The following is a 19,864-nucleotide window of genomic DNA, read 5'->3' as shown; positions in this document are numbered from 1 at the left end:
AACGGTGTGTCACACTGGGGGCACAGGTGACTGCAGACGGGGGTATGCGTGCTGGGAATCGTGCTGTTGATCGTCGGCGGCGTCGGTCTGGTGTTGACGTTGCTGTCCGTCCTCGGTGTGGATGCCGGCGGCGTGGACGTTCACCTCGGCGACTCCGGCGCCGGACTGCTGTCCATTGTCACCCCGTTCGCCACTGGGTTCGGCCTGCTCGCGGGCGGGCTCCTGACGTTCACCGAGACGGCGACCTGGCCGGCACTGCTGGTCGGTGCGCTCGCCGGCGTGGTGCTCTCGGTCGCGGCCGTCGTCGTTCTGGGGTACCTCGTCGGCGCCGAAGCCGAACTGCCGAACGTCGACCTCATCGGTTCGGCGGTACGCATCGTGGAACCCGTCACTCCCGGCCGCTTCGGGATCGGTGAGGTACGGACGCCGCTCGGCACCCGCCAGGTGACGGTCACCTCCGACGCCCCGCTCGAACACAACGATGAGGCCGTGATCGTGGACCGCATCGACGGCGGCGACAACTACGTCGTCGCCCGCATCTCCCTCACCGACTGATCCCCACCCGGTTCCCTGCGGAACCGGGGCAACGAAAGGAACCCGCAAGATGGGAGCCGTCATCGGCGCCGTAGTGGCCATCGTGGTGCTACTCGTCCTCATCGTCCTGCTCGTGCTGTCGCGCTACCGCGTGCCGGGAGCGGAAGAGGCGTTCATCGTCACCGGCACCGGCAAGGGGCACGAGGGCAAGGTGTATCGCGGAACCGGAACATTCGTGCTTCCGGTGGTGCAGCGCGCGACCCGGGTGCAGTTGTCATCGGTCAAGGCCGATCTGGACACCTCGACCCCGGCCAACGACGGCATCGAGCTGAAGGTTCGAGGCGTCGCGGTCGTCAAGGTCGGCGACACGCCGGAAGCCATCCTCAAGGCGGGTCCGCGTTTCGGCGACGACCTCAACCGGGTCAAGGCCCTCGTCACCGAGCAGCTCTCCGGTGAGCTGCGGTCGATCGTCGGCACAATGACCGCCAAGAGCATCCTCGTCGATCGGCAGCAACTCGTCGACCAGGTCGCGCGCTCGATCAAGGAGATCCTCGGCAACCAGGGATTGATCCTCGACAGCTTCTCGATCAACGACGTCCAGGACTCGGACGGCCAGTACTTCTCCGACCTCGCCGCCAAGGAGCGATCGGATCAGGCCGCGATCGCAGCACGGTCGCGCGCCGTGGCCCACCGCGTGGCCGAACAGAGCCGCATCGAGAACGAGCAGGCGATCATCGAGCAGCAGCGCGAGCTCGACATCGAGCGGGAAGCCGCCCGCCAGGCCACCGACCGTGCGGCGGCCGAGGCCGACGCGGTCCGCCCGCTGGTCGAGGCCGAACGCCGGCGCATTCAGGTGGAGAAGGACAACGAGGTCGCCGAGCAGACCGCCCGACTGCGCGACACACAGCTCGACGCCGAGGTGCGCCGCCCCGCCGAAGCCGAGCTGTATGCGGCGCAACAGCGGGCCGAGGCCCGTAAAGCCGAGATCATCGCCGAGGCGGCGGCCAAGGCCGAGGGTATCCGGATCACCGGCGAGGCCGAGGCCGACGCCCTGGAGAAGCGCGCCGAGGCGCTCGGCAAGCTCGACGAGGTCGGCCAGCTGGAACTGGTGCTGAGCAAGCTCCCCGACATCGTCCGCGCGGCCTCGGCACCGCTGGCCGATGCGAACATCACACTGGTCGGCGACTCGGTGAGCCCGGTCGCCAAGGGCGCGGGATCGAGCCTGGTGAGCACCATGGAGCTGATCCGCGGCGCCACCGGTATCGACGTCGCGCAGATGCTGTCCGACCTCGGGACCAGTGATACCGACGGAAGCGGGCGCGCCGCGCCGGCGGAGCCTCCCCAGGATCACTGACGGTGGATCACTGACGGGCCACCGGGCCGGGGCAGCGCTGCCCCGGCCCGGTGGTCTATTCGCCCCGCAGGAACTGCAGGATGTCCGGGGTCACCGGATCGACGAGATCGGCCACCTCCTCATGCTTGCTCACATACTTGGCCACGAGCGGACAGACGGCCACCACCCGCCGGCCCGCGGCCCGGGTGTCGTCGAGCGCCTCACGGACCAGGACGGAGCTGAGACCGCGACCGGAGAACCGGTCGTCGAGTTCGGTGTGTGGAAAGATCCGCTGGTCTCCACGGTCGATGAATCGGGTGAATCCGGCGGTCTCACCGTTCACCAGGATCTCGTAACGGCCCAGCGCGTCGTTCCGGACCACCTCCGTGCGTTCTGCGTCGGTGTGTCCTGCGTCGGTCATCGCCCGTCCCCTCTCGTCATGGTCGAGTCCGCCTGCGCGGCTTCAGCCGAGTGTTCGGCAGCGGCGGCGCTGGGATCCATTCGTCGGCTCCCCAGCCGCCCACTGTTCCGAAACGTTCCGACCGCCGCTGCCATTCCTCGCGGTACTCGGCGATCTCGTCGTGGTCGCGGCCGACGAAGTTCCACCACATGACGATGTCCTCGGCGAAGGGCTCGCCGCCGAGCAGCACCGCGCGTGCCGGTCGGTCCGTGGGATTGTGCACTTCGAGCCGGCTGGACCCCGGGCCCACATAGGCGAGCGAAGCGCGCCCGATCCGGACTCCGCCGACCTCCGCGGCGGCCGTGTCGAGCAGAACACCGTGCTCGAAGGACTCGTCGACCTCCAAGACCGCACACGCGCCCGGGTCGATCGACAGTTCCGCGCCGAGCAGCGGTGTTGCCGTGACGATCTCCGCCGACGATCCGCCCGAGTCGCCCACGAATACCTTCATGCTGCCGACCACGGCTCCCGACGCATCGGTCAGGTCCACCGAGGGTGCACGATAGTGCTGAAAGCCGTTCTCCCCGTGGCGGGCGCCGTCAGGCAGCGCGACCCACAGCTGCACCCCGTGCAGCGTCTCCACCCGGCGTGTGGAAACCTCGGAGTGACTGATCCCGCGGCCGGCGGACATCAGGTTCATCTCCCCCGGCAGCACCATCGCGTGCACCCCCGCGCTGTCGCGGTGCTCGATCTCTCCTTCGAACAGCCAGCTCACGGTCTGCAGTCCGGTGTGCGGATGCGGCAGCACCCGCATCCCGCCCGACTCCGAGACCGGTTCGGGACCGTAATGGTCGGCGAAGCACCAGGCGCCGATCATCGATCGATCACGTGTCGGCAACGTCCGGTTCACCTTCATCGCCCGGATGCCGCCGAGCGGCACCAGGCGAGGTTCGATCACTTCCACACCGGCCGCGGGCGTCGCACCGCACTCCACCTCGGCGGGCTGTGCCTCCATGTTGCTCATCGATCAACCCCTCAATCTGAATCTGAGCGCTGCGATCAGGTCGTCGAGCGCGGCGTCGATCACATCGATCCGCGATCCCGGATCGGGGCTCTCCAGCACGCTCTGCCGGTCGGCCGGTCCGAGTGGAAGATCCGAGGCGGCGCGAAACGTCTCCGTGACCGGGTCGCCGTCGCCGTAGTCGACCGGCGCGGCGAGTTGCGAGGCGATCCACCGCAACTGCGGATCCTTCCGGCCGCCCTGCCCGCAGAGCAGTTGCAGCTGAGCCCGCTTCTCCAGGACGTCCGACCACTCGACGGGGCCGGTGTCCGGCTCGGGGAGATCCTCGACCAGAGCACGCGGATACGGATCGTCGGGCAGCCACTCGGTCACCCGGATGCGCGAGGTTCCGCTGCAGAGCAAGGAGTAGCGGCCCGGTCCCGCGTCGGTGAGGCGGTCGATCCTCGCCACGGTGCCCACCATCGAACGCACGTCGCCGCCGCCGACTTCCGAGCCGCGCTCGATCAACACGACACCGAACTCGCCGCCGTTCTTCTCCACCACGGGAAGCATTGCCGCATAACGGGGTTCGAAGATCCGGAGAGGCAGCTGCTCCCCTGGCAGGAGCACAGCGCCCAGCGGAAACATCGGCATCTCCCTCACGCCGATCACCCTACCCGCGGTCGGTCAGACCCACCCTGATTCGAATGGTTGTCGGCCTTCCCGTGCGAACAGCACACTGTCAACGTGCTCGCGCCGATGTACTCACCCCGCCGATGTCGCTGATCGGTCCCGCCTGATCCGCTCCGCCCGATCCGGCGGCGCCGATCGCCGGCCCCGTCCTGCTTCACCGAACTCTCGTCACCAACCTCACCGGAGGTCTATTCGTCATGTCCACCAACAGTTCCGACCGTCGTCTCGAGACCGCGTATCAGCCGCTCCAGTTCGCGTACTGGGTGCCGAACGTCAGCGGCGGTCTGGTCGTCTCCCGTATCGAACAGCGCACCGACTGGGGGTACGACTACAACCGCACTCTCGCCCGGCTCGCCGAGAACAACGGCTTCGACTACGCACTGAGCCAGGTCCGCTACACGGCCTCGTACGGTGCCGCGTACCAGCACGAGTCGACCAGTTTCTCGCTCGCTCTGCTGCTCGCCACCGAGCGGCTCAAAGTCATCGCCGCGGTCCATCCCGGGCTCTGGCACCCGGGCGTCCTCGCCAAGTTCCTCGCCACCGCCGACCATCTGTCCGGGGGCCGCGCCGCGGTCAACGTCGTGAGCGGCTGGTTCAAGGATGAGTTCACCAAGCTCGGCGAGCCGTGGCTCGAGCACGACGAACGCTACCGCCGCGCCGAGGAGTTCATCACCTACCTACGGCGGATCTGGACCGACGACCACGCCGACCTCGCGGGCGACTTCTATCGTCTCCATGATTTCGATCTGAAGCCGAAGCCGCTCGACCTGCCCGGACGCCCGCATCCGGAGATCTTCCAAGGCGGCAACTCGACCGCGGCTCGAGCGATGGCCGGTCGGGTCTCGGACTGGTACTTCAGCAACGGTAGAGACTTCGACGGTATCAGCGAGCAGGTCAGCGACGTGCTCACCGAAGCGGCACTGCACGACCGCACGGTCAAGTTCGGCCTCAACGGCTTCCTCATCGGACGCGACACGGAGAGCGAGGCCCGCGACGTGCTCCGAGAGATCGTCGACAAGGCGGACCGCGAGGCAGTAGAGGGATTCGGATCCGCGGTCAAGCAGGCCGGCTCGTCCACCTCGGACGGCAAGGGCATGTGGCAGGACTCGGAGTTCGCCGACCTCGTCCAGTACAACGACGGTTTCCGCACCGGACTGATCGGCACACCCGAACAGATCGCCGAGCGCATCGTCGCCTACAAGACCCGCGGCGTGAATCTGCTGCTCCTGGGCTTTCTGCACTACCACGAGGACGTCGTCTACTTCGGCGAGAAGATCCTGCCGATCGTTCGCGATCTCGAGAACGACCTCGCCGTCAGCGGCCGCCTCGAATCCGAGCTCGCCCGTCACGGCGTCCTCGCCGCCCGGTGAGCTCCCACCTCCTCATTCCATCCGGATCGAAAGAAGGCAACCCATGACCGTCACCGACCACACCGCACCGCCCGCGTCCGACGACCTGGCCCGGTTCGACGCCGCGCTGCGCCGCGCCGACCTCGTCGCGGCGCAATTGCGGGCCACCGCCGCCGAGCGTGATCGCGCGAACAAGCCGCCGCTGGCCGAGATCGAACTGCTTCGCGAAGCCGACCTGCTGCAGGTCGGTGAGCCGGTGGAGTACGGAGGCTCGGGACTGGACTATTCGCAGTCGCAGCAACTGACCCGACGCGTCGCCCGCGGGGACACCTCGATCGCGCACCTGCTCGGTTACCACTACGCACAGCAGCGCATACCGCACCTGTTCGGGACCGCCGATCAGGCCGACGAACTCTCGCGCCGCAACGCACAGTTCAAGCCCTTCTGGGGCGGCGTGCAGAATCCGCGCGGCGCATCCGGTCTGACGCTCACCCGTGACGGGTCCGGTTTCCGGCTCGACGGCCGGCGCACCTTCGCCTCGGGAGCCGGTGTCGCCGACCAGCTGTCGGTGACCGCCGAACTCGACGGCGACCTGGTGTTCCTGTCCATCCCGGCCCGGCGCGAAGGGTTCACACCGCTGAACGACTGGGACAACATCGGCCAGAGACTGACCGACTCCGGCGGAGTGGTCTTCGACGGTGTGCGCATCGAGCGCAGCGAGATCCTCGGCGAGGATCCGCTGACCGGACGCGTGCCGAGCGCATATCAGACTCTCGTGACCCCGCACTGGCAGCTGGCTTTCGTCAACTTCTACATCGGCACCGCCGAAGGTGCACTCGAGGAGGCACTGGACTGGACTCGCCTGCACGCCTCACCGTGGGAGACCTCCGGTCTGGAGAGCGCGACCGACGATCCGTACATCCTCGAGCTGGTCGGCGCGCTGCGCTCCGAGGTCACCGCCGCGGCGTTGCTCGCCGACCACGCGGGTGAGGCGCTGCAGAGCGCACTCGACATCGGCCCGGACCTCACGCCCGACCAGCGTGCCGAAGCCGCGATCGCGATCGCCGAGGCCAAGTACGTCACGACCAAGGTGTCCCTCGACGTGGCTTCGCGGCTGTTCGAGATCCAGGGAGCTCGCGCGACGACGACCTCCTACGGCTTCGATCGGCACTGGCGCAACCTGCGAACGCACACGGTGCACGATCCGGTCGCATACAAGGCCCGCGAGGTCGGCGATTGGACGCTGAACCGCCGCGCCCCGCAGTTCACGCTGTACAGCTGAACCGACCACCGCCCGCCGTCGAACCCAGAGGTCCTCTCCACCATGAGTCCCGTCTCGAATCGAGCCGCAGAGACCACCGCCGTCACAGCCGATCCTATCGCCACCGTTCTACCGGGCCTGCTGCCGGAGATCGCGCGCACCGCCTCGGACCGCGACCGCGACCGCGTGCTTCCCCGCGCGGAGCTCGATCTCCTGGCGGGGGCGGGATTGCTGGCGGTCACCGTTCCGGTGGAGTACGGCGGACACGGTCTGGGCATCGGGTCGGCGGCGGGGCTCATCGCCGCACTGGCCGCCGTCGACCCGAGCCTGGCGCAGATCCCCCAGAGCCACTTCACCTTCCTCGACGCCCTCGCGCGGCTCGCGCCGCCCGGACTCGCCGAGGAGGTCTTCGGACGGGTCGCCGGCGGTGCGCGCCTGGCCAACGCCCAGAGCGAGCGCGGCGGCGCGACAGCCGTGGACGACGCTACGAGCGTGGTTCGGACAGCGCGCGGACTGCGCCTGTCGGGCGAGAAGTTCTACTGCACCGGTGCGGTCCTCGCCGATCTGCTGGCGGTGCGCGCCCTCGGCCCCGACGGCGGTCGCGTTCTGGTCTATCTGCCGGCCGAGACCGAAGGCGTGTCGATCCTCGACGATTGGGACGCGGTCGGCCAGCGGACCTCCGCATCGGGGACGGTCGAGTTCGACGATGTTCCGGTCGAGCCGGAGCAGGTGGTGGCTTTCGACGAGCTGTTCGAGAGACCGAGCACGTATGGCGCTCGCGCGCAGCTGCTGCACGCCGCCGTCGACGCCGGTCTGGCCTCCGGTGCGCTGGCGGCCGGAGCCGAGGCCGCGCAACGCGCTCGCCCCTGGTTCGAGGCCGGCGTCGAGCGCGCGGTCGACGATCCCCTCCTGCTGGCCTCGGCCGGCGAACTCGAACTCACGGTCCGCGCGGCGCGGGCTCTGCTCGACGCCGCGGTCCGGGCCATCGAGACGGCCGAAGTCGCAGGCGAGCCGCCCGAGCTCGTCGCAGAGGCGTCGCTGGCCACGGCCGCGGCCAAGGTCGCCGCCGGGCGTGCGGCCCGGCATGCGGGCGAGGCGCTGTTCGACTTCGGCGGCACCAGGGCGGCCGCGGCGGCGTCGAACCTCTCGCGGTACTGGCGCGACGCGCGAACCCACACCCTTCACGATCCCGAGCGATGGAAGCTCGCTCATCTCGGCCGATGGGCGCTCGCGGGCACCCGGCCCCCCGCCCACGGCAACATCTGATCCTCCACAGGAAGAAGACATGGCACAGACCCCCTCCTCGACCACCGTGACGGCCAACCGGTCCGCGATCCCGACACCTCCGGTCGCGAGTCCGTCAGAGCAGTCGAACACCGAGCGCCCCGCACTGAAGCTCCACTGGTTTCTGCCGACCTACGGCGATTCCCGGTTCATCGTCGGCGGCGGACACGGGCTTCCGGCCGGGGCCGCCCGCGGCGATCGGCCCGCCTCGATCGGCTACCTGAGTTCGATCGCCCGCGCGGCGGAGGACTTCGGATTCACCGCGGCACTCACGCCCACCGGTGCCTGGTGCGAGGACGCCTGGCTCACGACGGCGATGATCGCGCGAGAGTCGGAGCGCCTGGGATTCCTGGTCGCCCTCCGTCCGGGGCTGGTGAGCCCGACTCTTGCCGCACAGATGGCTGCGACCTTCAGCAGGCACGCGCCCGGCAGGCTCCTGCTGAACGTGGTCACCGGCGGCGAGCCCCATGAACAGCGGGCGTTCGGCGACTTCCTCGACAAACCCTCGCGCTACGCCCGCACCGACGAGTTCCTGACCGTGGTCCGCGGACTGTGGCGCGGCGAACGGGTGACGCACCGCGGCAGGCACCTGCAGGTCGACGACGCAGCGCTGCATCGGCTGCCCGCGGAGGAGATCCCGATCTACTTCGGCGGATCCTCTCCCGAGGCCGGTCCCGTCGCCGCGCGGCACAGTGACGTCTACCTGACCTGGGGCGAGCCGCCGGCGGCGGTGGCGGCGAAGATCGACTGGATCCGCGGCCTCGCCGCGCAGCGGGGCCGAACGGTGCGATTCGGCATTCGGCTGCACGTCATCTCCCGGGACACCGCGGACGAGGCGTGGACCGCGGCAGCCGGCCTGCTCGCAGCGCTCGACGAGGACACCGTTCGCGCCGCCCAGGAGGGCCTGGCACGCAGCGAGTCGGCGGGACAGGCGGCGATGCGCGATCTGCACGCCGCCCACCGCGGTGACGGATCGTGGCGCGATCCGCGGGCTCTGGAAGTGGCCGAGAACCTGTGGGCGGGTGTCGGTCTGGTGCGCGGAGGCGCGGGCACCGCGCTAGTGGGCAGTCATGCCGAGGTGGCCGACCGCATCGCCGAGTACGCCGCGCTGGGCATCGATGAGTTCGTCCTGTCGGGTTACCCGCACTTGGAAGAGCTGTACTGGTTCGGGGAAGGCGTGATACCGCAGTTGGTGCTGCGCGGTCTGTTCGCGGTGCCGGGAAACACTCCCGGACGCGTCGCGGCCGCGCCTTTTCAGACGGCCGCACACTGACGCCGCGGGGAGGACTCTGGTGATGACCACCGCGTTCGAAACCGAGCCGACGTTGCGGGCAACCATGGCCCGCTACCCCACCGGGTTGGTCACCGTGGCCGCCGTCGATGCGGACGGACCGTTCGGCCTGATCGCGAGTTCGTTCACCTCGGTGTCACTGGACCCGCCGTTGGTGTCGGTCAACATCGCTGCGACGTCGACCACGCTCCCGCGGCTCTCGGCTGTGCCGCAGTGGGGAGTGAGCGTGCTCGCCGCGGACCAGCCGCCGGTGGCCGACGCCTTCCGTCGACCGGCTCCGCGCAGATTCGACGGTCTTGGTTGGCGCCGTGAGGCCGGCGGCGCCGTTCTGCTCGACGGAGCCGCCGCGGTGTTCGTCACCCGGCCGCGGCAGATCGTCACCGCGGGCGACCATGTGATCGCGGTGCTCGCCGTCGATCGACATTCCGGTGACCCGACTGTCGATCCGCTGGTCTTCTACCGGAGCCGGTGGCACCGCGTGTCGGCGCTCGAAGCGGACTGAGCCTTCGGCGCGGAAGTCGCTGCTGCTGGCTGACTACTGCGCGATCCCTACTGCGCGATGCCTACTGCTCGATGAGCAGGGTGGCCGTGCCCAGTGCCGGTTCTCGGACGGTGCATACGCGAGTGCCTCCCTTGCGGCCGGTGCGGACATCGCTGACTTCGAGGCCGGCGCCTGCCAGGCGATGCCGTTCGGCGACGATGTCGTCGGTGCGCCAGGCCAGTCCCATGAGTCCGAGGTGGTCGCCGGCGTCCGGGGCTCCGGCGACGACCTCGATCACGACGGTCCGTGTCCGGAAGAAGAGCTGGCACATCCCGTCGCCGAGTTCGCGGACGAGGCGCAGGTTGATCCCGAGCCGGCCGCCGAGGAGCGCGACGGCGCGGTCGGCATCGGGCGCGGTGAGGACGATGTGGTCGAGCATCCGGCCGGTGGGCCGGACCTGCGGGCCGGCGGTGATGCGCAGCGGCGAGGCGCCGACGATCGCCGCAGCGCCGTCCTTATCGGCCAGGGTCAGGCCCCGCCGGCGCAGGAGCGCTGCGGCACCGTCGTAATCGGCCACGGTCAAGTCGACCGTCGGTTCGACGGCGTGCGCGTCGGCGTCGGTCCGCCCGTCCCGGAGTGCGACCGTCGCATTCGACGCCGCCCAGCGCAGCCCCTCGGATTCACCCAGGAGAAGGTCGTACATCCGCGACGCGGCGTCGAGATCGGCCACCGGCAGGCTCACGTGGACGTCGGCGATGGACAGCGGATCAGGGATCGAGTTCACGAAACCATCGTGGCACACGCGATCTCGGCACTCCTGCTTCTAAAGTGAGGGGTCACACCAGGCACATGGAAGGCAGGCTCATGGCCGCTGAAGAACCGACCGACGCGCCGCCGGCGACCGAAGCCGACGCCGTCGAAGAGACCCGCGCCGACGCCGCGCACGCCGGCGATGCGGAATCGGACGCCTCGTCTCCGAACGCCTCGTCTCCGAATGCCGTGGTGCGTCTGTGGTCGCGGTACTCCAAAAGATTGTCGTACGGCGGTCTGGTCGTCGCGACGGTCCTGCTGTGGCTGTCGGTGACACCGTCGCTGCTGCCGCGCGGACCCCTGTTCCAAGGCCTCGTCAGCGCCGCTGCCGCCGCGATCGGCTACGCGATCGGAGCCTTCTTCACATGGCTGGCGCGATACCTGGTGTCCCGTCGAGAACCCTGGCCGCGTCCGCGCGGATGGTGGTGGGTGGGACTCACGATCGTCTTCCTCGCAGGCACCGTCTTCATGCTCTACTGGTATCACCGCTGGCAGGAGGAACTGCGTGACCTGATGGGCGTGGAACACCTCAACTGGACCGCGTACCCGATCATCGTGGTGGTGGCGGTGGTGGTCTTCGGGGTCCTGCTCGGCGTCGGACAGGCATGGGGTGCGCTGCTGCGGATGCTCGCGCGCCGCATGAGCCGGCGCATCCCACCCCGGATCGCCGGGATCACCGCGGCGACGGTGATGGTCGTCGTGAGCGTCCTGATCCTCAACGGCGCGGTCGCCGACTACGGCATGTCGGCGTTGAACAACTCCTTCGCGGCGCTGAACAATGAGACCAATCCCGATTCGGCTCCCCCGACCTCCACACTGCGTTCCGGCGGACCGGAGTCGGTGGTCAGCTGGGCGAGCCTGGGCCGCATGGGTCGCACCTTCGTCTCGACCGGCCCGACGGTCGCCGAACTCGAGGCGTTCAACAAGGCGCCGGCGAAAGAACCCATCCGGGTCTACGCCGGGCTCGATTCGGCGGACTCGATCCAAGACAGCGCTGAACTGGCGGCCCAGGAACTGGTCCGGACGGGCGGTCTGCAGCGCAAACTGATCGGCATCGCTGGGTCGACGGGCACCGGCTGGGTCAATCAGGCCAACCTCGACTCCCTGGAGTACATGTACAACGGCGACACCGCGATGGTGTCCATGCAGTATTCGATGCTGCCGAGCTGGCTCTCGTTCCTCGTCGACCAGGAGCGCGCGCGCCAGGCCGGACGCGCGCTGTTCGAGGCGGTCGACCGGCTGGTGCGGCGTATCCCCGAGGCGCAACGGCCCAAGGTCGTGGTCTTCGGCGAGAGCCTCGGATCGTTCGGCGCCGAGGCCCCGTTCGGCTCTGTCGCGACGATGAGCGCCCGGACCGACGGCGCCCTGCTGACCGGCCCCACGTTCAGCAACCAGACGTGGGTGGACACCACCGCCGACCGTGACGCCGGTACCTCGGAAGTGCTGCCGATCTTCAATGACGGTGAGCAGGTCCGATTCATCAACAGGGCCAAGGACCTCGACCGCCCGGCCGGTGTGGAATGGGACCGCGGTCGCATCGTCTACCTACAGCACGCGTCCGATCCCATCTCGTGGTGGAATCCGGATCTCGTGCTCAACAAGCCCGACTGGCTCAAGGAGCCCCGTGGCTCCGACGTGCTCTCAGCGGTGAACTGGATCCCGTTCGTCACCTTCCTGCAGGTCGCCGCCGATATGGCGGTGGCCGTCGACGTCCCCGACGGACACGGTCACAACTATCTGCGAGAGATCCCGACGGCGTGGGCAGCGATCCTCACCCCCGAAGGGTGGACCGATCAGAAGACCGCCGAACTGCTGCCGCGGCTGCATCGCGACTGACGACTGCCGGATCCACCCGGGGTTACTCATGAGTAACCCCGGGTGGGTAGCATCGGGTCCGTGACTCAGGACAAGACTCTCACGGACTCCCCCGCATACCGGACGCATCCCTACAAGGCGTTCGAGGTGACCGTCGCCGATCACGTCGCCGAGGTGACGCTCATCGGCCCCAGCAAGGGCAACGCTCAGGGCCCCGACTTCTGGGCCGAGTCCGCCCCGCTGTTCGAGGCGATCGACGCGGACCCGGATGTGCGCGCAGTGGTGCTCTCCGGATCGGGCAAGCACTTCTCGTTCGGCCTCGACCTGCCCGCGATGATGGGCGACTTCGGCAAGGTGCTGGCCCCGGATGCGAAGGCCGGTCCGCGCACTGAGTTCCACCACACCATCAAGCGCATGCAGCGGGCCATCGACGCCGTCGCCGACTGCCGCAAGCCGGTCGTCGCCGCGATCTCGGGCTGGTGCATCGGCGGTGCCGTCGACCTGATCAGCGCCGCCGACATCCGGGTGGCCAGCGCCGACGCGAAGTTCAGCGTGCGCGAAGTCAAGGTCGCCATCGTCGCGGACATGGGCTCGCTCGCCCGGCTGCCGCTGATCATCGGCGAAGGTCACACCCGTGAACTCGCGCTGACCGGCAAGGACATCGATGCCGCTCGCGCAGAGAAGATCGGTCTCGTCAGCGACGTGTACGACGACAAGGACGCCACCCTTGCCGCCGCGCGGGGGATCGCGGCCGAGATCGCGGCCAACGCTCCCCTCGTAGTGCAGGGCGTCAAGGATGTCCTCGATCACAGCCGGAGCGCGCGCGTCGACGACAGCCTCCGCTACGTCGCGGCGTGGAACGCGGCCTTCCTGCCGAGCGACGATCTCACCGAGGCGGTCACCGCCGTCTTCGAGAAGCGTCCGCCGAACTTCCGCGGGCAGTGACGCCGTCGCCGGGCACCCGGATCACCGGCTGCCCGGCGGGCGGGGTATGGCACTCGTGAGATGCCATGCGCCGCACACACATTCGTATGACCGAAGGCTGGGGCGACCTCGAGAGTTGCGAGCCACCGCCAGGATCGCGCCGGTCACCGCCGCCTGCGACGGATAGGCGATCTTCTCCGGCGTCGGACAGGCGAACTGCACGCGGGGCACCTGGCGCCTGCGCTTGCGCGGACGCGCATTCGCCGCCGCGGTCCGCGATTCGATGCGCCGGTAGAACTCTTCCAGCTCGTCGTCGTCGAAGGGCATCGTCAGTACCGCGGAACGACGCGGAACACCTGGAGTTCGCGCGGTACGCCCTTGGCCTTGAACCGCTTGCGGCGGAGCACATAGTCATCGGGATCGAGCTGGTCGAGGGCGGACTCGCTCGCATACACCTCGCCACCGCCCGCCGCATCGCAGACCCGCGCCGCGATGTTCACGTCCACACCGAGGAAATCCGAACCGACCGCTCGCGGGGTGCCGGTGTGCAGCCCGGCGCGCAGAGCCGGCCGGAAGCCGCCGACTACGATCGCGCTCACCGCACCCACCGCCTCGTGAGCTGCGGCGATAGCCTCCCCCGGATCGAGGAAGACTGCCATCGTGCCGTCGCCGAGCGTTTTCACCACCTGGCCGCCGTGCGCCCTGATCACCTCCTCGCACGCAGCGTTGACGGCGGTCAACAACTCCAGCACCTGGTCGTCTCCGGCGCGCAGCGCCCAGGACGAGAAGCCGACGAGGTCGGTGAAGAGAATCGTGGCCGGGATCGGACCGGCCGGGTCGGGGCGTCTGCGTTCGATGAGCGACTGCCAGACGGCCACCGAGGCCAGACCGAGTTCCCGGATCGCGCTGGGACGGTCGGGCCGCACGTCGTTGAGGAGGCGGGCGACCCGGTCGGAGGTGCGGTCGCCGGACGGGAGTCGGCCGTCCACCGGCGCGAGCCTGCGCGCGATCTGAGCGGCCCGAACAGCCGCCTGGCTCTCATCGGTGCGCGCGAGCAGTTCCCCCGCCCGGTGAAGAGGACGCACGGAGACGACGTCGGGGGCCGAGTCGTCGCGCCGTTCGTCGTTCACTCTGACGATCTTAACGGCGTTCGCGCGCGCCGCCGGCTCCGGAAGTCCGTGACCTGCCTCTCCCGGCTCGGCAGCCGGCGATCAACGCAACCGTTCGGCCTCACTCGCCAGCCGCAGGACCTCGGCGGCCAGGTCGGTCAGCGTCTGACGATCGGCCTTCTCCCCGAGTGCGGTCGACAAGTCCTCCGCAGCGCAGCGGAGCGCGAACATCCGGTCTCCGAGGTCTTCGGCCTCCGCGTGGCTGAGGATGATCGCATCCTCGGGAATAGAGGTGCCCTCGAGGAGCGTTCTCTGTTCGTAGGCGCGCTGCCGGCACGACCGCTTGCAGTACTTGCGTCTGCGCCCCCGCTCCGAATCCACCATCTGACGACCGCACCAGGCGCATGCGTACGGGCGGCGACGAGACTGCGGTTCGTTCGCAGGGCTTTCGGGAGCCGGGGATTCGGACACATCACGACGGTACCGTGGAACGCCGTCCACGTCGTGGACCGCGTAGAATGGACACCGTCACCCGACCGTTTGAGAGGAAGACTTCATGGCTGATCGAGTCCTGCGTGGTAGCCGGCTCGGGGCGGTGAGCTACGAGACCGACCGTGATCACGACCTCGCGCCGCGTCGGCTCGTCCAGTACCGCACCGACAACGGTGAGATCTTCGACATCCCGTTCGCCGACGATGCGGAGATTCCCGCGACGTGGCCGTGCAAGAACGGCATGGAGGGCAAGCTCCTCGAAGGCGGCGTGCCCGAGGAGAAGAAGGGCAAGCCGCCGCGCACGCACTGGGACATGCTCCTGGAGCGTCGCTCCGAAGAGGAACTCGAGGTGCTGCTGGCCGAACGTCTGGACCTGCTCAAGCAGCGCCGGCGCGGCGGCTCGGCATAACCGCGGCGCAATACGACGTCAGCCCCCGGAGAAATCGATTCTCCGGGGGCTGATTCGTTTCCGGGTGCGAGCCCGTGCCGGAGACTAGCGTCCGCGGAGCCTGTCGAGGCGGCCGCGGATTCCCCACCGGGCGACATTGAGGAACGATTCCGCGATCACGCCGCCGTCCATCTTCGACTCGCCGATCTCGCGTTCGGTGAAGGTGATCGGCACCTCACGGATCGTGAAGCCGTTCTGCAGCGAGCGCCACGCGAGGTCGATCTGGAAGCAGTAGCCCGCCGACTCCACCTGATCGAGACCGATCTTCTCCAGCACCTCTCGGCGGAAAGCGCGGTAACCGGCGGTGATGTCTTTGACCTTGGCGCCGAGCGCCAGCCGCGCATACGTGTTGGCACCCTTGGAGAGGAGCTCGCGGCGCTTGGGCCAGTTCACCAGCTCGCCGCCGGGAACGTATCGCGAACCGATCACCAGGTCGGCGCCCTCATTGATGCCCTCCAGCAGCCGGAACAACTGCTCGGGAGCGTGACTGCCGTCGGCGTCCATCTCGACGATGACCGCGTAGTCACGCTCCAGACCCCACGCGAATCCGGCCAGATAGGCCTTGCCCAGACCGTCCTTGACGGTGCGATGCATGACGTGAATGCGGGCCGCCGCGTCGTCCGCTGCGAGCCGGTCGGCGACCTCGCCCGTGCCGTCCGGGCTGGAGTCGTCGACCACCAGCACGTGAATGCCCTGCTGAGCGGTCAACAGGCGACCGACGATGTGTGGCAGGTTCTCGCGCTCGTTGAAGGTCGGGATCACCACGAGGGCGCCCTCGCCGTTCGCCCCGACGATGCGCGATTCAGGTTGCCTGCTGGCCATCGTGCTCCTTCTTCGTGGCCGGTCCCCTCCGACCGGCGAACACATCGAGGCTAATGCGTCCGCGCAGCGCGTACAAAAATGCCACCACCGTGGCGAGGATAGCGAGCCGCTGCGGCCAGGGGCCGAGCCTGACGGCGAGGGTCTGCCCGGACCGCAACTCCATGCGGGCCTGCAGGACGTCGGGTGTGAAGATCTCGCTCTCGGCGATCAGCGAACCGTCCGGCGCGATGAGCGCGCTGACTCCGCTGGTGGCCGCCACGACGACGCTGCGACCCGTCTCCACGGCGCGGACCTGCGACATCGCCAGCTGCTGGTAGGTCATGTCGGTCTTGCCGAAGGTCGCATTGTTGGTCGGCACGAACAGGATCTGTGCGCCTTCGCGAACCGATTGCGCGGGTGCGCGGTCGAAAGCCACCTCCCAGCAGGTCGACACGCCCATCACCACGTCTCCGTGACGGGTGTGCGCGGTGAGGACCGCGGGTCCCGTGCCCGGCCGGAAGTCGCCGGCTCGATCGGCGTACGACGAGAAGACCCGGAAGAAGCTGCGCCACGGGAGGTATTCGCCGAAGGGCTGGACGATGTGCTTGTCGTACCGTCCCGAGGGCTGGTCGTCGGCGAATCCGCCGTGTTCGCCCCAGAGCAGCACGGTATTGGTGGTGCCGCCGCCGTCGAGGGGAATCCAGGTGCCGAAGGCCACCGGGGCGCCCACCGCCGTGACGGCCGCCCGGATGCTCTCGGCGGAGTCCCGGTACACCGTCGGAGGCGCGTCGGCCGCGTTCTCCGGCCACAGCACCAGGTCGGGCCTGCTGCGCCGGCCGGAGTCGATCTCGGCGGCGAGCCCGAGCGTCTCCCGGACGTGATTGTCGAGGACGGCGCGGCGCTGGGTGTCGAAATCGAGACCCAGTCTCGGCACGTTTCCCTGCACGGCCGCGATGTCGCTGGTGCCGGCCGGCGACGTCAGCGGGCTTCCGATGCGCGACAGCGCCGCACCGGCGGCCAGGGGCACGACCACCGCCGCGATCGCCAGAGCGGCACCCGCCGATCGGGCGGTCCTGGTCGGTCGATGCAGGAGCCTGCCGAGCAGAGCGGCCGCGGAGGCACCGCTGAGCGCGATCACGAAGGAGACGCCGGGAACGCCGATCACCGACGTGAGCGGCAGGTACCAGCCGTCCACCTGGCTGAAAGCGGTACGCCCCCAGGGAAAGCCACCGAAGGGGAAGGCGGAGCGGACGGCTTCGACGGTGACCCAGCTGAGTGCGAACCACAGCGGCCGCGCGCGCAGCCGCATGGTGACCGCCGCAAGAGCGCCGAAGAGCGCGAGATAGCCGGCCATCACGGCGGCGAGCGCGAGCCACGGCAGTGGTCCGACGTACTCCCCTATCCACGGCAGCAGCGGGACGAAGAAGGCGAGGCCGAAGACGAAGCCGGACCCGGCGCAGCTCTTCACCGACGGGCGGCCGATGGTCATGACGGCGTACAGCAGCCCCAGTGAGACGGGCGCCAGCCACCACACATGGTGCAGAGGCGGAAACGACGCGTACATCAGGCCGCCGGCCGCCGCGGCGACCGGGACCCGCTGCCACCAACGGACGGCGGTCACGCGCGACGGAAGATGGTCCGGCCTCCGGCGACGGTCTCGACGCACTCGGGCAGTCGAGCTCCCGGTGCCACATCCGGCAGGGCCGGCACCCGCGAGCGCGGATCGGTGGACCACCGCTGCACGTTCTCGGTGGCCGCTGCGACCACGAGTTCGTCCACCTCCCACACGGCGTAGTGCGCGGGCGCACCGGGGACCAACGTTCCGGTGAGGCCGTCGTTGACCCCGCCCGCGCGCCAGCCGCCCCGGGTGCACGCCGCGAAGGCGGCGCGCGGCGAGATCGAACTCGAGGCCGTGCGATGGTGCGCCGCGGCCCGGACGGTGGACCACGGGTCGATGTCGCACACCGGGGAGTCGCTGGAGAAGGCGAGGGACACTCCGGCCTTCGCGAGCATCGCGAAATCGTTCAACCCGGTACCCCGATCGCCGAGGCGCGTGGCGTACAGATCCTCGGTGCCTCCCCATGCGGCGTCGAACAGCGGCTGCATGCTCGCGACGGCGCCGCACCGGGCGAAGATCTCGGCCTGGGCGCGGGTCACCATCTCCGCGTGTTCGAGACGGTGAACGCACCGCGCCAGGGCCGGCGTGCCGAGTTCGGCCGCCAACACCTCCATCGCCTGAGCGACGGCGGCCGCGGCGGCGTCACCGATCATGTGGAAGCCGGCCTGCACGCGGGCCTCGGTGGTGGCGCGCAGGTGATCGAGGATCACCTGCTCGGAGAGGTAGCTGACACCGCTGGTGCTCGACCAGTCGCTGTAGGGCTCGCACAGCCAGGCGGTGTGGGAGCCGAGCGCGCCGTCGACGAACAGGTCGCCGCCGATGGCATCGGCCCCGGTGCGGTCGAGGATGTGCCGCACCTCGTCGACGGACGACGCCGCCTCGCCCCAGTACCGCCGCACGCCGACCCCGTGGTCGAGGTCGGCGAGCGACCGGAAGTCGTCGAGCCCGCTGATGTCGGGGCCGCCGTTCTCGTGGACGGCGACCACACCGCGGGCGGCCGCGTGGTCGAGGGCCCGCAACTGGGCGCGCCTGCGCGCGGTGGCACCGATCAGATTGCGCGCTGTGGTGCGGACCCGGTGGTGCGCGTCCGCGACGAGCGGCTGTTCGGGCGAGTACCCGTGCTCGGACTCGAGTCCCGGAACCAGGCGGCGCAGCCCCGACGACGCCGCGGCCGAATGCTCATCGATCCGGGCAAGGTACACGGCGCGGCCGCCGGCGACGGCGTCGATGTCGGACGTGGTCGGCGGCGAGTCCTGGCCCGGCTCGTCACTCGACCACGCCGATGCGTCCCAGCCGAGCCCCCAGACGAGGTCCTCATCGTGCTCGGAGAGGTACTCGGCCAGCATCCGCAGGCATTCCGAGCGGCTGCCGGCTCCGGACAGGTTGAGGCCGCCGAGCGCGATGCCGGTGTCGGTGAGATGAACATGGCAGTCGACGAACGCGGGGCTGACGAACCGTCCCTGCAGATCGATCACGTGCGCGTCCGGGTGCAGGGCCCGGCCGACGTCGTCGGTCCCTACCCATACGACCGTCCCGTCGGTCACCGCCATCGCGGTGGCGTCGGGTACCGCCGGCGAGGAGTAGACCATGCCTCCGAGGAGCAGCTGCGTCGTCACGCCGTCATTCTCCCAGACGGGTCTTCTGCCGCGCCGGTCGCGGTTCGCCAAGGTGACGGACTACTCAGTCGCGGCGGGTCGGCGGCAGCGACGGCACGTCGGCGTGAACCGAGCCGTCCGGGTTGCGCACCGTGGTGTCCACGACCACGCCTTCGACCGTCCCGTCGACGTAACCGTGCCCGCCGAACCCGAAGCCTCGGCCGCCGGCGGGCCGGCCCCCGAGGTCGATCACCGTCATCCGGCCGGCCATCGCCGTGGCTCTGCGGGCAGCGGTGGCGGCGACCACCGGTCGCAGCAGGCGGCGCGCCGGCGGAGTCATCAGCAACAGTCCGACGATCGTCGACACGATCCCGGGAAGGATCATGAGCGTGGCGGTGACCGCGAACAGAGCGGAGTCGGTGATCGGGCGGCCCGCGCCGATCTCGTTCCGCATCGCCTTGCGCATGTCGGTGCCCAGCGTGCGGGCTCGGCGCCCGAGCACCGCGAACCCCACGCCGGCGGCTAGCACGGTGATGAGGAATGCCCAGGCGAATCCGAGGAAGTGCGCCATCGCCCAGAAGGCCGCGATCTCGGCGATCACATAGCCGACGAACAGGTATCGCATG

At 69.3% G+C, this 19,864-nt stretch carries 21 protein-coding genes; 10 read left to right on the top strand and 11 right to left on the bottom strand.

Annotated features, from left to right (window positions below; genetic code table 11):
* Window positions 1-48: 48 nt before the first annotated feature.
* The gene (locus GSI01S_RS03405) at window positions 49-555 is read left to right on the top strand and encodes a hypothetical protein (protein WP_006894990.1); all 507 of its coding nucleotides are present in this window, start codon (window positions 49-51) and stop codon (window positions 553-555) included.
* 49 nt (window positions 556-604) lie between these two features.
* A complete protein-coding gene (locus GSI01S_RS03400; RefSeq protein WP_006894989.1) occupies window positions 605-1,888 on the top strand; it encodes a flotillin family protein in 1,284 nt (427 codons plus the stop codon).
* Window positions 1,889-1,943: 55 nt separating this feature from the next.
* On the opposite strand, the gene GSI01S_RS03395 is transcribed toward GSI01S_RS03400, so the two are convergent.
* Genes GSI01S_RS03395 through GSI01S_RS03385 form a run of 3 tightly spaced genes read right to left on the bottom strand, consistent with a single transcriptional unit; the run spans window position 1,944 to window position 3,921 of the window.
* The gene (locus GSI01S_RS03395) at window positions 1,944-2,288 is read right to left on the bottom strand and encodes a GNAT family N-acetyltransferase (protein ID WP_006894988.1); all 345 of its coding nucleotides are present in this window, start codon (window positions 2,286-2,288) and stop codon (window positions 1,944-1,946) included.
* Between the two features lie 16 nt (window positions 2,289-2,304).
* The gene (locus GSI01S_RS03390) at window positions 2,305-3,291 is read right to left on the bottom strand and encodes a pirin family protein (RefSeq protein ID WP_006894987.1); all 987 of its coding nucleotides are present in this window, start codon (window positions 3,289-3,291) and stop codon (window positions 2,305-2,307) included.
* A 3-nt stretch (window positions 3,292-3,294) separates the two neighbouring features.
* Entirely contained in the window at window positions 3,295-3,921 is a 627-nt protein-coding gene (locus GSI01S_RS03385; RefSeq protein WP_039866865.1) for an LON peptidase substrate-binding domain-containing protein, read from the bottom strand.
* A gap of 236 nt (window positions 3,922-4,157) precedes the next feature.
* On the opposite strand from GSI01S_RS03385, the gene sfnG reads away from it, so the two are divergent.
* From sfnG to GSI01S_RS03360, 5 genes are read left to right on the top strand one after another with little or no spacing between them, the layout of a single operon-like run.
* Window positions 4,158-5,330, top strand: coding sequence for a dimethylsulfone monooxygenase SfnG (gene sfnG / locus GSI01S_RS03380; RefSeq protein ID WP_006894983.1), 1,173 nt, complete (start codon window positions 4,158-4,160; stop codon window positions 5,328-5,330).
* 43 nt (window positions 5,331-5,373) lie between these two features.
* Window positions 5,374-6,591, top strand: coding sequence for an acyl-CoA dehydrogenase family protein (locus GSI01S_RS03375; protein WP_006894981.1), 1,218 nt, complete (start codon window positions 5,374-5,376; stop codon window positions 6,589-6,591).
* A gap of 42 nt (window positions 6,592-6,633) precedes the next feature.
* On the top strand, window positions 6,634-7,836 hold the full coding sequence (locus GSI01S_RS03370) for an acyl-CoA dehydrogenase family protein (protein ID WP_006894979.1): 1,203 nt from the start codon (window positions 6,634-6,636) through the stop codon (window positions 7,834-7,836).
* 19 nt (window positions 7,837-7,855) lie between these two features.
* On the top strand, window positions 7,856-9,127 hold the full coding sequence (locus GSI01S_RS03365; RefSeq protein ID WP_006894978.1) for an LLM class flavin-dependent oxidoreductase: 1,272 nt from the start codon (window positions 7,856-7,858) through the stop codon (window positions 9,125-9,127).
* Between the two features lie 22 nt (window positions 9,128-9,149).
* Complete coding sequence (locus tag GSI01S_RS03360) at window positions 9,150-9,647, top strand: flavin reductase family protein (RefSeq protein WP_039866824.1); 498 nt, start codon at window positions 9,150-9,152, stop codon at window positions 9,645-9,647.
* A 61-nt stretch (window positions 9,648-9,708) separates the two neighbouring features.
* On the opposite strand, the gene GSI01S_RS03355 is transcribed toward GSI01S_RS03360, so the two are convergent.
* On the bottom strand, window positions 9,709-10,410 hold the full coding sequence (locus GSI01S_RS03355) for a VOC family protein (protein WP_101841570.1): 702 nt from the start codon (window positions 10,408-10,410) through the stop codon (window positions 9,709-9,711).
* An 80-nt stretch (window positions 10,411-10,490) separates the two neighbouring features.
* Between GSI01S_RS03355 and GSI01S_RS03350 the strand changes: the two genes are divergently transcribed.
* Window positions 10,491-12,272, top strand: coding sequence for an alpha/beta hydrolase (locus tag GSI01S_RS03350; protein ID WP_006894973.1), 1,782 nt, complete (start codon window positions 10,491-10,493; stop codon window positions 12,270-12,272).
* A gap of 60 nt (window positions 12,273-12,332) precedes the next feature.
* On the top strand, window positions 12,333-13,196 hold the full coding sequence (locus GSI01S_RS03345; RefSeq protein WP_051999595.1) for a crotonase/enoyl-CoA hydratase family protein: 864 nt from the start codon (window positions 12,333-12,335) through the stop codon (window positions 13,194-13,196).
* A 21-nt stretch (window positions 13,197-13,217) separates the two neighbouring features.
* Here the strand turns inward: GSI01S_RS03345 and GSI01S_RS03340 are convergent, their stop codons facing one another.
* From GSI01S_RS03340 to GSI01S_RS03330, 3 genes are all read right to left on the bottom strand, one after another.
* Window positions 13,218-13,502 (bottom strand): hypothetical protein, encoded by a 285-nt coding sequence (locus GSI01S_RS03340; protein ID WP_006894968.1) that lies wholly within the window; start codon window positions 13,500-13,502, stop codon window positions 13,218-13,220.
* 2 nt (window positions 13,503-13,504) lie between these two features.
* Window positions 13,505-14,305 (bottom strand): adenylate/guanylate cyclase domain-containing protein, encoded by an 801-nt coding sequence (locus GSI01S_RS03335; protein WP_006894967.1) that lies wholly within the window; start codon window positions 14,303-14,305, stop codon window positions 13,505-13,507.
* 81 nt (window positions 14,306-14,386) lie between these two features.
* Window positions 14,387-14,668, bottom strand: coding sequence for a hypothetical protein (locus tag GSI01S_RS03330; protein ID WP_006894965.1), 282 nt, complete (start codon window positions 14,666-14,668; stop codon window positions 14,387-14,389).
* 172 nt (window positions 14,669-14,840) lie between these two features.
* Here GSI01S_RS03330 and GSI01S_RS03325 point away from each other — a divergent pair, with 172 nt between their 5' ends.
* Window positions 14,841-15,185 carry an RNA polymerase-binding protein RbpA gene (locus GSI01S_RS03325; RefSeq protein WP_006894962.1) on the top strand — a complete coding sequence of 115 codons (345 nt, stop codon included), beginning with the start codon at window positions 14,841-14,843 and terminating at the stop codon, window positions 15,183-15,185.
* A gap of 84 nt (window positions 15,186-15,269) precedes the next feature.
* Here GSI01S_RS03325 and GSI01S_RS03320 read toward each other — a convergent pair whose 3' ends face one another.
* The 4 genes from GSI01S_RS03320 to GSI01S_RS03305 all read right to left on the bottom strand — a co-directional run bounded on the left by GSI01S_RS03320 (window position 15,270) and on the right by GSI01S_RS03305 (window position 19,863).
* Complete coding sequence (locus GSI01S_RS03320) at window positions 15,270-16,046, bottom strand: polyprenol monophosphomannose synthase (protein WP_006894961.1); 777 nt, start codon at window positions 16,044-16,046, stop codon at window positions 15,270-15,272.
* A complete protein-coding gene (lnt, locus tag GSI01S_RS03315; protein ID WP_006894959.1) occupies window positions 16,027-17,646 on the bottom strand; it encodes an apolipoprotein N-acyltransferase in 1,620 nt (539 codons plus the stop codon). Before lnt ends, GSI01S_RS03320 begins: the two co-directional genes overlap by 20 nt.
* A complete protein-coding gene (locus tag GSI01S_RS03310) occupies window positions 17,643-19,259 on the bottom strand; it encodes an amidohydrolase (RefSeq protein ID WP_039866822.1) in 1,617 nt (538 codons plus the stop codon). Before GSI01S_RS03310 ends, lnt begins: the two co-directional genes overlap by 4 nt.
* Before the next feature lie 64 nt (window positions 19,260-19,323).
* Entirely contained in the window at window positions 19,324-19,863 is a 540-nt protein-coding gene (locus GSI01S_RS03305) for an FxsA family protein (RefSeq protein WP_006894957.1), read from the bottom strand.
* Window position 19,864 lies beyond the last annotated feature (1 nt).

The sequence above is a fragment of the Gordonia sihwensis NBRC 108236 genome (genome assembly GCF_000333035.1).
GTDB classification, from domain to species: Bacteria; Actinomycetota; Actinomycetes; order Mycobacteriales; family Mycobacteriaceae; genus Gordonia; species Gordonia sihwensis.
This window is presented reverse-complemented; position numbering and strand designations above follow the sequence as displayed.

What these genes read in the sequence shown, in the direction of transcription:
- GSI01S_RS03400 (WP_006894989.1), top strand. Translation starts at nt 605, where the DNA reads ATGGGAGCCGTCATCGGCGCCGTAGTGGCCATCGTGGTGCTACTCGTC.
- GSI01S_RS03395 (WP_006894988.1), bottom strand. Translation starts at nt 2,288, where the DNA reads ATGACCGACGCAGGACACACCGACGCAGAACGCACGGAGGTGGTCCGG.
- GSI01S_RS03390 (WP_006894987.1), bottom strand. Translation starts at nt 3,291, where the DNA reads ATGAGCAACATGGAGGCACAGCCCGCCGAGGTGGAGTGCGGTGCGACG.
- GSI01S_RS03385 (WP_039866865.1), bottom strand. Translation starts at nt 3,921, where the DNA reads ATGCCGATGTTTCCGCTGGGCGCTGTGCTCCTGCCAGGGGAGCAGCTG.
- sfnG (WP_006894983.1), top strand. Translation starts at nt 4,158, where the DNA reads ATGTCCACCAACAGTTCCGACCGTCGTCTCGAGACCGCGTATCAGCCG.
- GSI01S_RS03375 (WP_006894981.1), top strand. Translation starts at nt 5,374, where the DNA reads ATGACCGTCACCGACCACACCGCACCGCCCGCGTCCGACGACCTGGCC.
- GSI01S_RS03370 (WP_006894979.1), top strand. Translation starts at nt 6,634, where the DNA reads ATGAGTCCCGTCTCGAATCGAGCCGCAGAGACCACCGCCGTCACAGCC.
- GSI01S_RS03365 (WP_006894978.1), top strand. Translation starts at nt 7,856, where the DNA reads ATGGCACAGACCCCCTCCTCGACCACCGTGACGGCCAACCGGTCCGCG.
- GSI01S_RS03360 (WP_039866824.1), top strand. Translation starts at nt 9,150, where the DNA reads ATGACCACCGCGTTCGAAACCGAGCCGACGTTGCGGGCAACCATGGCC.
- GSI01S_RS03350 (WP_006894973.1), top strand. Translation starts at nt 10,491, where the DNA reads ATGGCCGCTGAAGAACCGACCGACGCGCCGCCGGCGACCGAAGCCGAC.
- GSI01S_RS03340 (WP_006894968.1), bottom strand. Translation starts at nt 13,502, where the DNA reads ATGCCCTTCGACGACGACGAGCTGGAAGAGTTCTACCGGCGCATCGAA.
- GSI01S_RS03330 (WP_006894965.1), bottom strand. Translation starts at nt 14,668, where the DNA reads ATGGTGGATTCGGAGCGGGGGCGCAGACGCAAGTACTGCAAGCGGTCG.
- GSI01S_RS03325 (WP_006894962.1), top strand. Translation starts at nt 14,841, where the DNA reads ATGGCTGATCGAGTCCTGCGTGGTAGCCGGCTCGGGGCGGTGAGCTAC.
- GSI01S_RS03320 (WP_006894961.1), bottom strand. Translation starts at nt 16,046, where the DNA reads ATGGCCAGCAGGCAACCTGAATCGCGCATCGTCGGGGCGAACGGCGAG.
- GSI01S_RS03305 (WP_006894957.1), bottom strand. Translation starts at nt 19,863, where the DNA reads ATGCGATACCTGTTCGTCGGCTATGTGATCGCCGAGATCGCGGCCTTC.